This window comes from Flavobacterium sp. CHNK8, assembly GCF_019774515.1.
In the GTDB taxonomy this organism is placed as follows: domain Bacteria; phylum Bacteroidota; class Bacteroidia; order Flavobacteriales; family Flavobacteriaceae; genus Flavobacterium; species Flavobacterium tiangeerense.
On record NZ_CP081492.1, the window covers coordinates 524,265 to 539,224 of the forward strand.

Annotated in this window: 12 protein-coding genes and 1 tRNA gene; 5 read left to right on the top strand and 8 right to left on the bottom strand. The window is 34.0% G+C overall.

What is annotated here, in order from left to right:
* Positions 1-3: 3 nt before the first annotated feature.
* The 6 genes from K5V07_RS02155 to K5V07_RS02180 all read right to left on the bottom strand — a co-directional run bounded on the left by K5V07_RS02155 (position 4) and on the right by K5V07_RS02180 (position 7,136).
* Positions 4-2,709 (bottom strand): sensor histidine kinase, encoded by a 2,706-nt coding sequence (locus K5V07_RS02155; protein ID WP_221916175.1) that lies wholly within the window; start codon positions 2,707-2,709, stop codon positions 4-6.
* A gap of 332 nt (positions 2,710-3,041) precedes the next feature.
* Entirely contained in the window at positions 3,042-3,269 is a 228-nt protein-coding gene (locus K5V07_RS02160) for a DUF6814 family protein (protein ID WP_144891452.1), read from the bottom strand.
* A gap of 11 nt (positions 3,270-3,280) precedes the next feature.
* Positions 3,281-4,816: an MFS transporter gene (locus K5V07_RS02165; protein ID WP_144891454.1), complete on the bottom strand. Its 1,536-nt coding sequence runs from the start codon at positions 4,814-4,816 to the stop codon at positions 3,281-3,283.
* Between the two features lie 21 nt (positions 4,817-4,837).
* Positions 4,838-6,217 (bottom strand): porin, encoded by a 1,380-nt coding sequence (locus K5V07_RS02170; protein WP_221916178.1) that lies wholly within the window; start codon positions 6,215-6,217, stop codon positions 4,838-4,840.
* Positions 6,218-6,318: 101 nt separating this feature from the next.
* Positions 6,319-6,738 carry a hypothetical protein gene (locus tag K5V07_RS02175; protein ID WP_221916180.1) on the bottom strand — a complete coding sequence of 140 codons (420 nt, stop codon included), beginning with the start codon at positions 6,736-6,738 and terminating at the stop codon, positions 6,319-6,321.
* Positions 6,739-7,063: 325 nt separating this feature from the next.
* Positions 7,064-7,136: transfer RNA gene (locus K5V07_RS02180), tRNA-Phe, on the bottom strand.
* Positions 7,137-7,234: 98 nt separating this feature from the next.
* Here K5V07_RS02180 and K5V07_RS02185 point away from each other — a divergent pair.
* The 5 genes from K5V07_RS02185 to K5V07_RS02205 all read left to right on the top strand — a co-directional run bounded on the left by K5V07_RS02185 (position 7,235) and on the right by K5V07_RS02205 (position 12,460).
* Positions 7,235-7,966, top strand: a complete 732-nt coding sequence (locus tag K5V07_RS02185; RefSeq protein WP_221916183.1) for a type III pantothenate kinase — start codon at positions 7,235-7,237, stop codon at positions 7,964-7,966.
* Positions 7,963-9,213: a hypothetical protein gene (locus K5V07_RS02190; RefSeq protein ID WP_144891462.1), complete on the top strand. Its 1,251-nt coding sequence runs from the start codon at positions 7,963-7,965 to the stop codon at positions 9,211-9,213. The genes K5V07_RS02185 and K5V07_RS02190 overlap by 4 nt, the downstream gene beginning before the upstream one ends.
* Before the next feature lie 33 nt (positions 9,214-9,246).
* Positions 9,247-9,801, top strand: coding sequence for an LPS export ABC transporter periplasmic protein LptC (gene lptC / locus K5V07_RS02195; protein WP_221916185.1), 555 nt, complete (start codon positions 9,247-9,249; stop codon positions 9,799-9,801).
* An 11-nt stretch (positions 9,802-9,812) separates the two neighbouring features.
* Complete coding sequence (locus tag K5V07_RS02200; protein ID WP_221916187.1) at positions 9,813-10,016, top strand: hypothetical protein; 204 nt, start codon at positions 9,813-9,815, stop codon at positions 10,014-10,016.
* Between the two features lie 347 nt (positions 10,017-10,363).
* Complete coding sequence (locus K5V07_RS02205) at positions 10,364-12,460, top strand: peptidylprolyl isomerase (protein ID WP_221916189.1); 2,097 nt, start codon at positions 10,364-10,366, stop codon at positions 12,458-12,460.
* Between the two features lie 67 nt (positions 12,461-12,527).
* Here K5V07_RS02205 and K5V07_RS02210 read toward each other — a convergent pair whose 3' ends face one another.
* Both K5V07_RS02210 and K5V07_RS02215 read right to left on the bottom strand, forming a co-directional pair.
* On the bottom strand, positions 12,528-13,442 hold the full coding sequence (locus K5V07_RS02210; RefSeq protein WP_221916191.1) for a GYDIA family GHMP kinase: 915 nt from the start codon (positions 13,440-13,442) through the stop codon (positions 12,528-12,530).
* Between the two features lie 60 nt (positions 13,443-13,502).
* Positions 13,503-14,819 (bottom strand): hydroxymethylglutaryl-CoA reductase, degradative, encoded by a 1,317-nt coding sequence (locus K5V07_RS02215; RefSeq protein ID WP_221916192.1) that lies wholly within the window; start codon positions 14,817-14,819, stop codon positions 13,503-13,505.
* Positions 14,820-14,960 lie beyond the last annotated feature (141 nt).

Sequence of the window (14,960 nt, forward strand, 5' to 3'; positions counted from 1 at the left end):
GTTTTAATTCGTTTCGCTTGTATTATAATTGGGTAATGTAAAAGTAAAAGTGGCGCCTTCAACCTCATTCTTTTCACTCCAAATAGTTCCTTTATGATGTTCTATAATTTGTTTGCAAATGGCTAATCCTAATCCGCTTCCTATTGGTTTTTTTATGTTTTGGTTCCGAGATTGATAGAATTTGTCAAAAATAGCTTCGGCATCTTCTTCTCTAATACTTTTGCCGTTATTATGAATTTTGACTGCTACATTTGTTTCATTCTCAAGGATAGAAATGGTTATTTTTCCATCAGTTTCTGAACAAAATTTTATGGCATTAGACAATAAGTTATGGATTACTTGTACTATGCGTTCTTCGTCATAAAAAGCCTTAATGACGTAATCAGCTTTGTCAAAGTCAATTGTGATTTTTTTGTTTTTAATTAATTGATTTAATGACGTTATCGTTGTTAAAATCGTTTTTGTAATGTTGTTTTTTGACAAGTAGATTTTCTGTTTTCCCGTTTCAAATTTTTCTAAATCCAATATTTTATCAATCAAACGGTTCAAACGATCCGATTCTGAAATGATGTTTTGCAAAAACTGCTTTTTTAATTCTTCGGGAATGGCGTCATCATCATGCAAGATTTCGCTTGCTGCGCGTATTGCTGTTATGGGCGTTCTCAATTCATGAGTAACCGTATCTAGAAATTCATCTTTTTGGATGTCTTTATTGACCAGTTCCTGATTCGCATTCTTGAGTTGTTCTGATATTTTTTTTAATTCGTTTGATGTGTCCGTCAACATCTTGTTGATGATAATGTTTTCTTTGGATTCCTCCAAAATTCGCAATACTTCGGGCAAGCTGATTTTGTCTTCTTTGACTACACTTGCAATTAATATTTTGGCGGAAGCCGTACCAATGTGACCTGTCAATAAATTCTCGGCAAACTTTATGAATCGGGCATCAGCAGTGGTTACGTTTTTATCAATGTTATATTTTAAATTGAAAATACTCAAAGCTCGTTTGGTGCGTTCTTCGCCAAGAAAGCGAAGCAATACTTTTTGAATATCAGAGATGTATGCTGTTCCTTTCCACACAAAAGCATTTTCGTGATTGGTGATGTATTGGTCAATATCCACAAACATTTCGGCATAATTGCGTTCTCTGTAATTTCCTTTGAAACTTACCGATACTGCGGCATAACTCATGATGTTAATTAATAAGCTCCAAAAAACAGCATGCGGAATAGGCTCTAAATAATCCAATCCAAAAAGTTGAAAAGGCTTTAAGAGTGAAATTCCCCAAGGTCCTTCGGTAACAAAATGACTGACTGAATTTGTCATGCCGGTTGCATACGGAATTAGTAAGGTATAAAAACAAACAGCAAATCCGAGAATGATTCCTGTTATAGCGCCTTTTTTTGATCCTCGACGCCAAAAGATAGCACCAAAAAAGGAGGGTGCTAATTGGGCGATGACTACAAAGGCTACTAAGCCTATTGAAACCAGTGAATAGTCTAGAATAAATAATCTGTAAATGGCATACGCCAAAATAATTAGAGAAAAAATTCCAATTTTACGGCTGTTTACGATGCGTTTGCTGTTTTTTTCTTGCGACGAATTTTCTAAGGAACCTATAAAGCCATACGGAATCAATAAGTTGTTGCTTAACATGGTGGCTAGAGATATAGACGAAACGATAATCATGGATATAGCTGCAGAAAATCCACCCAGAAACACCATTACCGTCAAGGTATCGTTGTCAAACAATTGCGGAATAAGCAAGGAATATGTATCTGAATTGTGTCCTTTACCTTCAAAAAGGATGTTGCCGCCCCAAGCAATTGGGAACACAAATATATTGAATAGTAGTAAATACAACGGGAATAGCCATATTGCGGTGCGTATATGAGTTTCTTTATTGTTTTCTACTATTGCCGTATGGAATTGTCGTGGTAAAAGGAATATGGCAAACATGGATAAAACACAAAGGAAAAACCAGTTCATAGCATCCGTAATGCCGCCAATGGTATTTTTTTTGTCAAAATCTTTTAGAGTTGCTGCCTGTTTATAAATATCATCAACACCATCAAACACAAAATAGGTTACATAAATCCCTATGATCAAAAAGAAAATCAACTTTAAGATCGACTCCATTGCCACAGCAGTAACAATACCTCTTCTTTTTTCAGATGCATCAACATATTTAGTTCCATAGTAAGAGGCAAAAAGAGCTAGAGCAAGACATACGTAGGTGGTAGTATCATTAAAAATATTTGAACTTGCTTGTGTTTTTGTTACAATATGAAAAGTATCTGATATCGATTTAAGTTGTAAGGAAATGTAGGGTAAAATTCCAGAAATACAAACTATGGTAACCAAGGCACCAAGAAATCTACTGTTTCCGTAGCGTAAAGAAATAAAATCTGCAATGCTGGAAATTTTATTTACTCTCGAAATTCGGATGATTTTCTTTAGGATAATCATCCATGTTGGGATGATTAATATGGGGCCAAGATAAATAGGTAAGTATCCTAAACCGGATTCTGCAGCTACGCCAATGCTGCCATAATAAGTCCAGGCAGTGCAATACACGGCTAACGAAAAAGAATAAATATAAGGGTTATTAGTCCATTTGGAGTGGCTTCTTTTTTCAGACCAATAGGCAATGTAAAAAAGAATAGACACATAGAGTACTAATATTAATAAAAGACCTATACTATTCATAATACCTTTTGATAATTAAATACGAGATTGCAATTGAAAAAAGCCATGCCGAGAAGATATAAACATAGATAATTGGAAATCCAAAAATGGGTTTTGAACTGTCAAATAAAAGTAAGAGTGGCATGTTCAAGGCCAATAGCATTAGCATTGAAAGAATAACGAGTTTTTGTTCATGTCTCTTTTTCATACAAAAGGGAATAGTCTAATTGATGCATGTTTTAATACGGAGTAATTGTTCCAGCACGTAAATGCAAATAGCTTTTCATTCAACGTTGCTTTAAATAAGCAATCCCTACAATTAATTGTAGAGATTGCCCAAAATAATGGTTTGCTTAATCGTTTCTTTCGTCATAATCACCAGCGAGAGCATAGTAACCAAAGGTTCCAAGTCCCGCCACGATTAACGGAGTGAGTACAAAAAGGATAATAATTCCAAATACTAAATCTTCTTGTTTTCCTGATGTAAATTTGGGCAACCCAAATTGGAAAATACAAAAATAGGCTGCAGCTGCTGCACATGCAATCCAAACGATTCCTAAAAGTCTTTTTAATTGATTCATAGCTGTGTTTTTTATACGTGAGCGTTTTTATCTTTATTTTTTATGTAAACCATTCCAATAGTAAAACTGATCGCAGCAATAACAATTGGGTACCATAATCCTTCTAAGTAATATTCAGGATGACCTAAATCTTTAGCATTGGTTACAAAGTAGGTTGATATTGCAGGCAGTAAGCCACCAAAAATTCCGTTACCTACATGATAAGGCAATGACATAGAAGTGTATCTAATTTTCACCGGGAACATTTCAACAAGGAAAGCAGCTATCGGACCGTAAACCATTGTAACAAATATCACTTGAATAAAAACTAAAAAGATTAGTGTCCACTTGTCACTAGAGTTAATTTTTATAGTGGTTTTGGTTTCAACTTTCGGTTTTCCGTCAACTATTTTTGCAATACCGTTTTCTAAAGATACTGTTTTTACTTCGACTAATGTTGTTCCATCTTCATACTCTTTGTTAGTGGTATAGATAGAGTCCATGGTTTGTTTCTTGTTTTCTTTTAATTCGGCAAGAATTTTAGTATTGGCAACCACTTCTGTTTTATTTTTCACATTAGTTGTTTCAAACATCTGCTTGTAGATTGGTCTGTACAATAGGATAGCAATTAGCATTCCTCCCATCATAATGTATTTTCTACCCACTTTATCACTCAACCATCCAAAAAATATGAAGAACGGAGTACCCATAATTAATGCAATCCCAAGTAAAGTATCTACTTGTGAGGAATCAATAGACATAACCGTTTTAAGGAAACTCATCGCGTAAAATTGTCCTGTGTACCAAACTACACCTTGTCCCATTGTTGCTCCAAATAACGCAAGCAATACAAATTTCAAGTTGTAACGGTTTCCAAAACTTTCTTTTAGTGGGTTAGTACTCGTTTTTCCTTCGCTTTTTGCTTTGGCAAAAACAGGAGATTCATCCATATTTTTACGAATCAAATACGAAACTCCTACCATAACAATAGATACCCAAAACGGAACTCTCCATCCCCACTCGTCAAATTGTTCTGGAGAAAGAAAGTTTCTCGTGGCTAAAATTACCATCAAGGAAATAAATAATCCCACTGTAGCAGTAGTTTGAATCCATGAAGTCCAATACCCTCTTTGTCCTACGGGTGCATGTTCCGCTACATAAGTTGCAGCTCCTCCATACTCACCCCCAAGCGCTAGTCCTTGAAGCAAACGAAGAATCAAAACTAATAATGGCGCCATAAACCCAATGGTTTCATAAGTGGGAATACATCCTATTAAAAATGTAGCTCCTCCCATCAAAAGGAGTGTAACCATAAAAGTATATTTTCTACCAATTAAATCTCCTAGTCTTCCAAAGAAAAGGGCTCCAAACGGGCGAACAACGAATCCAGCTGCAAATGTGGCTAAAGTAGATAAGAAAGCAGCAGTAGGATTGTCAGAAGGGAAAAATTTAGTTGAAATTACAACGGCTAAACTCCCAAAGATATAAAAGTCATACCATTCAATCATGGTACCCATTGAGGATGCAGAAATGACTTTCCAAATTCCTTTTGTTGATTTAGTGCTCATAAATTATGCTTTTAAAATTAGTTATAAATAAATTTGCAATTGTACTACGAAGTCTCCTAATGATCCAGATCGATTACTTGATGAGGTATAAACGGGTCTCGTTGAATACTGTGTCGTTATTTTTGCATGGTGCCCGTCTAAGAAAAAGTTAGATCCTACATCAAACTGTTTGCTGGACTGTGTTAAAGCATCAAAGTTTTTATACGTAACTGCTCCAAAGGGTTGAATTCTAATCTTCGGTTTTGTCTCTTTATTGGGTAATAAAATCCCGGCTTGTGTGTACCAGATCGTTCCAGAACCAATTGTAGGTTGCGCATTTCCAGGTCCCGAAATAGCTCTACTCCCAGTAAAATTAGGATCTACTGATCCAATATTCATAATGCTCACATTGCGTAAATAATTGGGTCCAAAATCATAATCATAAAGTACACTGTAACCGGTTACAGCCATTTTGTTTTCTTTTTTTCCAATAGGTAAATCTAGAAAAACGTCAGCAGATAAAAGTGTAATGTCGTGTTTGTTTACGGTGTTATTAACTAAAGATCTTGTAGCATCAGGAGCATTATAAAAACCAGCACCTACATTGAATACTTTCTTAGTTCCTAAATAACTACCTACTTTAAAGGGTAGTACATTTGCTTCTTGATCTAGAAATTGATATTCAAAATATCCAGCTTTCGACCATTTTGTCATACCACTGTTGTCAACCGCTACGGCGTTATCTGCGGTAGTAGTGTTTGTAGGAACTACATTAGTGGCGTAAGGTTTGTTGTAACTCAAGCGATATTCTAGTTTTCCATATTTACCCTTTGCAAACAGACCCATTTGTCTAGCAAATTGATCTGAGTTTTCAATCAAGGGCCAGTTAAATATAGGAGCATCAATAGTAAGGAAGTTAAGTGTAGATGCCATTGTTAATCTGGATAAACCCATGTAGTAATGCAATCCTGCACCCAGTGACATACTAAATTTTTTGTCTTTTTCTGGAAGTACAACCGCATATTCATTCCATGCATCGTGAAAGAATAAGCCTGGTTTTTTTCCTGCACCATAAGCTCCAGTTCCTGAAGATCCTGCTGCACCACCATTAGTAAAAGTTTGGTTGTTAATCCCAAAATGGGTCAAAATCATGTATCGTTTAGATACTTGTGCATAGGCTAGAAAACGCAAACGTCTGTTCCCTATATCGGTTCCAGTTGATGTTGCTTCGCCACCAATCATTGTACCGGGATTCATCTGAGAGGAACGCATCCAGATCTGGTTCCATGCAATGACACGCATGAATTTAGAACCGTCTTCGTTCAGGTTAAATTTCATGCCAGCACCGTAGTCAGTGGAGCCTTGAGAAAAACCTTGCAGTGATAGTAGGAGTACTGCCGCTGAAAACAATATTTTTTTCATAAATAAAATTTTGGTTAGTAAATGGTCGGTTAATAAAGTGCCAAATTCTATTTTTTTATTGTGAAAAAAAATTCAGATATATTTTTGTGTAAAGTCTATAGTTAATCCTTGAATCGTTCCCATTTAATTAGCATGAATTTATCTCCCAGTTCAGTGATAATCATTCCTGCACCAGATAATAACGCTTTGTTCTTTAAGTATTCAATTAGTTCTAAGTGACTTAAAATTTTGTAGGTAGGGTGGTAATTTGCATGAGATGGTTTTTTTATGTTAAATGATTTTACCCAATTACTAATGGTGACATGCGAAACGCCAATAATGCGTTCAATTTCTCGAAAACTCAATCCTTCCAAATAAAGTTGTAAGGCCTTAGTAACATAGTAATCATCAATCTTTTTACCCAATTTATTTACGGTAAAAAAGTAGCGGCATTTTTTACATAAATACCTTTGTTTATTGTTGATTACTCCGCTTTTTGTGATTTGGGTTCCTTGACATTTCGGGCAGGCTAAAAGCTCCATGTATATAAATTTTGCATAAATATACTAAATTAGCAACATTCTAAATTAGAATTATTTAAAAAAAATCAAATAAATATAGATACTGTTTATTTTTATCTATTATTTGTTGTGGTATTATCAGTAAAATAAGGTTTTGACTGTAAATTGACTTTGAAAACGGAAGATTTAGTATTGCAATAGTAAAATTGCTACAAATAGATTTCTGGTGTTGTGAAAAATAGTTGGTTGGTGTTGCAGAGTGTTTTAAAAAAAAGTAAAAACTAGTTTTTGATTTTTTGAGAAGTATAGATAAACAAAAAACCCGAATATTTCTATTCGGGTTTTGTGGTACCTCCAGGGATCGAACCAGGGACACATGGATTTTCAGTCCATTGCTCTACCATCTGAGCTAAGGTACCGTGCTAATGCGGGTGCAAATATAGAATCATTTTTTGTTTCTCCAAAACAAATTTAAAAAAAAATGAATTTGTATCTTCGTGATCGTAAATATTGAATTATGGTTTTAGTTATAGATGTGGGGAATACAAGGATTAAAGCAGCTGTCTTTGAGGAGAATATGCTTCTAGAGATTTTTGTATTTGTTAAAGAGGATGTTCAAATAAATATTGAAAATATTTTAAAAAAATTCCCATCGGTGGTTGATGTTGCAATTTCATCAGTGGGTTTTGTGGATGAAATTGCTTTTTTAGAACATCATTCAAAGTTAAAAGTACACTACGTTCGACGTGAGGATGAGTATCCTTTTACTAATAAATATGCTACACCCGAGACATTAGGAATTGATAGAATGGTTTTAGCGGCGGGTGCTGTATTGCAGTTTCCGGGGCAAAACAGGTTGGTGATAGATGCAGGTACTTGTGTGACCTATGATTTTATAGACGATCAAGATAATTATTTGGGTGGTGCTATTTCTCCTGGCTTAAGATTGAGATATGAATCTTTACACAATTTCACAGCAAAACTTCCTTTGCTTACTTTAGAAATGCCAAAAGACAGCATTGGCGATTCTACTAACAGTTCCATTCATTCAGGTGTTGTAAATGGATTGGTCCATGAAATCGATGGATTCATAGCGGATTACAAATTGAGATATCCAAATTTTATAATAATTTTAACGGGCGGTGATGCAGTTTTTTTGGCTAAACGATTAAAAAATACCATATTTGCCAATTCAAATTTCCTATTAGAGAGTTTGAATCGAAAATTCCATTATAATATCAAAAAATGATTAAAAAAATTTTAATAAGTTCTTGCTTGTTTTTTTCAGTAGCAACTTTCGCACAAGAAGGATCGGCATCTCCATATTCTTTTTACGGTATAGGACAAATAAGGTTTAGAGGAGCACATGAATACCGTTCTATGGCTGGTGTTGCAGTGGAGCAAGATAGTATACATATCAATTTACAAAACCCTGCAAGTTATGCTAATTTGAAATATACGAGTGTAGCGCTTGGAGGTACATATGGAACTACAACTTTGAAAAATGATTCGCAATCTGCAAATGCTAAAAGAACAACTATAGATTATCTAGCTGTTGGATTACCAATGGGTAAATTTGGTCTAGGTTTTGGTTTGATACCGTATTCTTCTGTTGGGTTTAAAATACAATCTACATCTGAGGATGCTGCTGCCACAAACAGACGTTTTGATGGAAAAGGTGGTTTGAATAAAGCTTTTTTAGGTCTTGGCTACAAAGTTACTCCTAAATTTAACATCGGTGCTGATGTAAGTTATAATTTTGGTAAAATTGAGACTAATAGTTTTGAGTACATTAATGATGTTTCAATAGGGACAAGGGAGTTAAACACTGCTGATTTATCGGGTGTTAATTTTAGTTTGGGAATGATGTTTGAAACTAAATTGTACAAAAAGATTAATGCATATAGCAGTTTGACCTATACCTTGCAGAGTAATTTGAAATCAAATAACTCTCGCAACATTGCAACTGCACTATACAATTCGGATTTTAATATCGCGGTTGTTGATGTTCTTGCAGATATCAATTCATCTAAAGATTTAAGTATGCCAAGTAAAATAGCGCTTGGTGGGGGTATTGGAGAAGCTAGAAAATGGCTTTTGGGAGGTACAATTGAGTACGGAAAAAACTCAGGTCAAGCCAATGAATACAATAACAGTGCTAATGTAGGTTATGGTAAATATGGTAGTGTTTCTCTAGGAGGATATTACATTCCAAAATACAATTCTTTTACTAGTTATGCTAAGCGAATTGTTTATAGAGGTGGTTTAAGATATGAAAAAACGGGTCTCGTTATTAATTCAGAATCTATAAATGACATGGGTCTTACGCTTGGTGTAGGTTTGCCGCTAAATGGAACATTCTCTAATGTAAACATTGGATTTGAAATGGGAAAAAGAGGTACTACAAAAGCTAATTTGATTCAGGAGAATTATGCTAATGTTAGTCTTGGGTTTTCATTAAATGAAAAATGGTTTGAAAGAAGAAAATTCTACTAGGACTTTTACAATTTGTGTTCTTAATAGCTGTATATGACAATTACGAAACGTTTTTTTTTAAAATTTGCAGCCATTAGCAGTTGTGCCTTAGCGCTTGGAAGTTGTGAAAGTAATTTTAAAAATATACAAAAAATTAATTTCTCGGAGTTTGTACCCAGTAGTGATGCTGATTTAGTAGACTTAAAATATACTGATTCGGGAAGAATTACCGCGGTTTTAGTAAGTCCAAAAATGCTAGATTATGCCACCGTTGATTTTCCATTTACTGAATTTCCAAAAGGTATTGATGTAACCTTGTATGACAAGAAAGGAAAAAAAACGTTTATTCAATCAAATTATGCAGTCTCTTACAAAGCTACAAATATGATTGATTTACAAGGTAATGTTAAAATTTTCACCGAACACGGTCAAAAATTAGAAACAGAGCAATTGTATTTTGATCAAAAAAACGAATGGTTTTTTACCGAAAGAAAATTTAAGCTTTCTGGGGCAAAAGGAGTTTCAAATGGGCAAGGAATAGATTTTAGTAAAGATTTCAAAGTGATCAATTCACAAAAAATAACGGGAGAAGTCCAAACAGAAGAATAAAACACATCATCATGAAATATTTTAAATATACACAATACATTTATTTACTTTTTGCAGCCTATCTTATTTTTGATGGGGTTAAAAAACTCAACAATCCAGCTCTTGGTGAAGCTTGGTTGAATTTTATAATAGCAGCTTTTGCAATATTTATGTTTTTCTTCAGAAGGAGGTTTACTAAAAAATTTGAGGAAAGAAATAAAAATATGAAACCATAAAAATACTTGGTTTGTTTATTTGACAAGATAGCTTTATTTGGTAAAAGTTGGGTTTTGTCTTCAATAAAACAAGTGTTTCTAGTTGATGAAACTTTAGTTTTAAATCATTTTTCAGATTTAATTCAAAGTTTATTTTAACGGTTCAATGACTATGAAAAAAGCTCTAAATAGTTTTTAATACCCTCAAAAATCATTGGTTTAAGCTAAATTAAAAATACTAAATAATGCTTCAAGGCTTTATTTTATTGGGAAAATAAATTTTCTTGCAAAATAAAAGGCTACTAGTATAATTATTAATTAGATAATTGTATTTTCGCAAACTGAATATAAAAATTAACAACAATAAAATGGCAGTTTTACAAAAAATTAGACAACGTTCACTTCTCTTGATACTCGTTATCGGGTTTTGTTTATTAGCATTTATCATAGGTGATATATTCAATAGCGGTGGTTTTAGCAGTACTTCAAAAGATGTAGGTAGTGTTGATGGAAAAGACATTTCATTTGAAGATTTTAGAGTTAAAGTTAGTAATGTTGAAAAAAGTGGTCAAGGTATTACTTCTACACAAGCTGCAAATAGAGTATGGGATCAAGAGGTTTCTGTTGCTTTATTAACATCTGAGTTTGAAAAACTAGGATTACGTGTAGGTGAGAAACATTTGTTAGAGATTTTTAAAGCGGATCAAAACATAGGTGGTAATCCATTGTTTTTAAATGCTGCTGGCGTTTTTGATGTTGCAAAATTCAAACAATATTTTAAATCAAACCCAGAACAAGCTCAGTTTTTGAAAGACAGAGAAAAAGATGCTGATTTGAATGCTAAGTTTCAATTGTACAATACGCTTATCAAAGCTTCAGTTTTTACAACGGATAGTGAAGGTAAGATGAAGTACGAAATGGAATCTAACAAAGTAAATTTTGCTTATGTTGCTGGTTTGTATTCAACAATTAAAGATAGTGAAGTTAAAATTTCTGATTCAGAAATTGTAGATTTCATGAGTAAAAACAAGAAAAAATACAAAGCTGACGAATCTCGTGAAGTAGAGTATGTATTAATTGAAGACAAAGCATCACCAGCTGATGAATCTGAAATTAAAACTAGAATAAACGGATTGTTATCTGGTAGTGTGGTATACAACCAAAAAACAGGTAAAAATGATACTTTACCAGGATTTAGAACTACAGCTAATGCAGTAGATTTCGTTAATTCTAATTCTGATATTCCTTATGACTCTACATACATAGCCAAAAAAGACTTACCAGCTGTAGATGCTGATAAATTGTTTAACCTTGCTCCTGGTGCTGTTTATGGTCCGTACATGTTTGGTAAATACATTTGTTTGTCAAAGTCTATGGGTAAAAAATTAGCAGTAAATGTTAAAGCAAGTCATATATTAATTGGGTATGAAGGTTCTCAAGTTCCTAATCAAAAAGAAAAAAGAACTAAGGAGGAAGCAAAAGCAAAAGCTGAAAGTATTTTAGCTCAGGTAACTGCAAATCCGGATAGTTTTATGATGTTGGCTTTTACAGCTTCTGATGACTCTTCTGCACAACAAGGTGGTGATTTAGGTTATTTTGGTCCAAACCAAATGGTAAAACCTTTTAATGATTTTGTTTTTAGTAATGGTATTGGTAAAGTAGGTTTAGTAGAAACTCAATTTGGTTTCCACGTAATTAAAGTTACTGATAAACAAGATGGAATTCGTTTAGCAACTGTAGCTCAAAAAGTGGAGGCTTCTGAGGCTACTGCTGATAAAATATTTGCTCAAGCTACAAAGTTAGAGATGGATGCAGCTGATAAAGATCTTAATTCGGTTGCAAAAACATTAGGTTTAAAAGTTGCACCTGCAGTATCTGTTAAAGGGTTAGATGAAAATTTCGGTACTCTTGGAAACCAAAGAACAATTGTTCGTTGGGCTTTTGAAAAAGGAGTAAAAGTAGGTGATGTAAAACGTTTTGAAGTAGCTAATGTTGGGCATGTTATTACTAAATTAAAAAGCATTGACGATTCTGGATTGATCGCCGTTTCAGTAGCAAGACCTTACGTAGAATCTATTTTGAAAAACAAAAAGAAAGCTGAATTAATCAAAGCTAAAATGAATGGTTCTTCTCTTGAAGCTATTGCAAAAGCAGTAGGTGGAACAGTTCAACAAGCAACAGGATTAACAATGGAGAACTCTATGTTACCAAATGTAGGTCCAGAACCAAAAGTTGTTGGAAACGCTTTTGCATTATCAGCTAACAAACTTTCTGCACCAATTGAAGGTAATACAGGAGTTTATGTGGTGAAAAATGTAGGTGTTGTAAAAGCGCCAGCTTTAAAAAGCCATGCTGCTTATGTTACAAAGTTGAAAGCTCAAAGTGCATCAGACGCGAATAGAGTTATTCCTGCTCTTAAAGAAAACGCAAAAATTGAAGATAACAGGATAGATTTTAATTACTAATCTACTCCGAATACTAAAAAAACCCGATACTGACAAAGTATCGGGTTTTTTTATGGATTAAAATGTACTACAAGATCATATCCTTATATGGAACTACAGTTTCATATCCTTTTGATTTAAAATAAGCGGTTGGATTATGTTCTGATACTGCCATTATAAAATCTCCGCCCCAAGCGCCAAGGCTTTTTAAAACGCCATCAAAGTCAGGAAATAAAGTGTCTTTCACTATTGTAGTTTCTAAAATGGAACTCAAGTGTGCTTCGTGTTGCGTTAATGCATATTTAAATGCTAAAAGAGTAGGAGCGTTGTAAACAGCTGTTGTCAATTGGTCATTTAAAGCTATGGATTCGGCTAGGTTGTTTTTTTTATTTTTTTGATAGGCTGTAATGGCAGTTTTACTATTTTGCTTTTTATTGAGATATACAAAATAGATATTTTTTTTAAACTCAGGATTGAATTCAATTTGTTTAACGGTTGGATTGCCATCTTTTATCTGAAAAAGAATGGGAGTGTTATTTTGTGCGCAAGCAATATCATATCCGCTACCTCCAAAGCTGTTTTTTAACAACGTAAAGGCATCAATTTGTAACCATTGGGCAATATTGTTGATTAAAGAGGATGACGTCCCTAAACCCCAATTTTTGGAAAAACTGAGTTCAGTGGTAATAATGTATCCATTAGCATTGAGAATGAATTCAGGATTCAATTTATAGGCTTCGTGTAAAATAGTGGTAAGTGTACTTTTTACAGATTCCGTTTGATCTTTAGTCTCATTAGTAATATCAGAAAATGAAAGAGTGTCTTGAAACCATATTTGACCATCAAAGTCATAACTTGTCCAAACGATTTCATTGTTTTTACTTGTTTCTACACAAAGGTTTTGTCCTTGTTTTGTAGGCAATGCAAAGGCTTGTGCGCCATCAAGAACAAGATACTCTCCAGTAATTAGAAGTTTACCATTGCTGTAAAATGTTTTTTTCATCAGTATTGTTTTAATCCAAATCAAGGTTTTTAATTTTGATTGGAAAATCAAAAATCAATCTTATTTTCTTAGGTTTTCAATAAAGGAAACTACGGCGCTATGAGAAACAGCATTCTTTTTGAAATGATTTTGAATCAAAAGACGTTCTTCATTACTGGCCTCAAATTGATTGATTATATTATTTAAGTGCATTTTCATGTGACCTTCTTGAATGCCGGTGGTAGTCAACGAACGCAAGGCTGCAAAATTTTGTGCTAAACCTGCAACTGCAACATATTGCATGAGTTCTTGTGCAGAGGGTTTTTCTAGCATTTCGAGAGAAAGTTTTACAAGAGGATGCAGCGATGTTAATCCTCCAACAGTTCCTAATGCTAACGGAATCTCCAACCAAAAAGAAAAAATTCCATTTTCTATTTTGGCATGGGAAAGACTAGAATAGGTTCCGTTACGGGAAGCATAGGCGTGAATTCCGGCTTCAACCGCACGGAAATCATTACCTGTAGCCAGTACAACGGCGTCCACTCCGTTCATGATTCCTTTATTGTGAGTAACGGCGCGGTATGGTTCTACTTCGGCAATTTGAACCGCTTGCACAAATTTCTCTGCAAATACCTGCGGGTTTGGAATTTGTTTTTCCTCTAAGTCAGCAATTGGACACGAAACTTCGGCTCTTACAATGCAATTTGGAACATAATTTGAAAGAATGCTCATTACTACTTCAATTTCTTTCTCTGATTTTGAGAATAAATCATAGTGTTGTGCTTCTTCTTTTAAGGTTTTGGAAAATTGTTCCAAACACGAATTTATAAAATTGGCACCCATGCTATCTTTAGTTTCAAAAGTAGCATGTAACTGATAATAGTTGGGTAATAAATCAGTTTTATCTTTTAAAATTATATCGGTAATTCCACCGCCGCGTTTTTGCATATTAGCGGTGATCGACTCGGTTTCAGAGAAAAATTTACTTTTGTTTTGAGCAAAAAATAGGCTTAGTTTAGATACATCACCTTTGAATATAAAATGAACTTGGCCGATTTTTTCAGTATTGATAACCGTGGTTTTAAAACCTCCTCGTGTAGCCCAGAATTTGGCAGCTTTTGATGCTGCTGCAACCACAGAGCTTTCCTCAATAGCCATTGGAATGGTGTGGTACCTGCCGTTTATCAAAAAATTGGGAGCAATTCCAAGGGGTATATAAAAATTTGTAATCGTGTTTTCTATAAATTCATCATGAAGTTGTTGAATTTTTTCATCGTTGTTCCAATAATTTTTAATTACCGCAATTGCTTCAGATGGATTGGAGAAATATTCTGTTGCAATCCATTTGATTTTTTCTTCTTTTGATAATTTTGAAAATCCACTTATGGTCTTGTTCATTCTCAATTGATTAGGGTGTACTATACTGCAAAGATACGTTATTAGCGGTTTTATTTGCAATCTAAATCATTTCAATAGGAGTGAGTTGTGATAACCTGTTTTTACATTTAACATAAAAAATAACTGATTATTGTAATTTTT

Bases quoted from the DNA above. Each gene is read 5' to 3' on its own strand.
- K5V07_RS02200 (WP_221916187.1), top strand. From the start codon at position 9,813: ATGAAATATTTTAAATATACACAATACATTTATTTACTTTTTGCAGCC.
- K5V07_RS02190 (WP_144891462.1), top strand. From the start codon at position 7,963: ATGATTAAAAAAATTTTAATAAGTTCTTGCTTGTTTTTTTCAGTAGCA.
- K5V07_RS02175 (WP_221916180.1), bottom strand. From the start codon at position 6,738: ATGGAGCTTTTAGCCTGCCCGAAATGTCAAGGAACCCAAATCACAAAA.
- K5V07_RS02165 (WP_144891454.1), bottom strand. From the start codon at position 4,816: ATGAGCACTAAATCAACAAAAGGAATTTGGAAAGTCATTTCTGCATCC.
- K5V07_RS02205 (WP_221916189.1), top strand. From the start codon at position 10,364: ATGGCAGTTTTACAAAAAATTAGACAACGTTCACTTCTCTTGATACTC.
- K5V07_RS02160 (WP_144891452.1), bottom strand. From the start codon at position 3,269: ATGAATCAATTAAAAAGACTTTTAGGAATCGTTTGGATTGCATGTGCA.
- K5V07_RS02210 (WP_221916191.1), bottom strand. From the start codon at position 13,442: ATGAAAAAAACATTTTACAGCAATGGTAAACTTCTAATTACTGGAGAG.
- K5V07_RS02215 (WP_221916192.1), bottom strand. From the start codon at position 14,819: ATGAACAAGACCATAAGTGGATTTTCAAAATTATCAAAAGAAGAAAAA.
- K5V07_RS02155 (WP_221916175.1), bottom strand. From the start codon at position 2,709: ATGAATAGTATAGGTCTTTTATTAATATTAGTACTCTATGTGTCTATT.
- lptC (WP_221916185.1), top strand. From the start codon at position 9,247: ATGACAATTACGAAACGTTTTTTTTTAAAATTTGCAGCCATTAGCAGT.
- K5V07_RS02170 (WP_221916178.1), bottom strand. From the start codon at position 6,217: ATGAAAAAAATATTGTTTTCAGCGGCAGTACTCCTACTATCACTGCAA.
- K5V07_RS02185 (WP_221916183.1), top strand. From the start codon at position 7,235: ATGGTTTTAGTTATAGATGTGGGGAATACAAGGATTAAAGCAGCTGTC.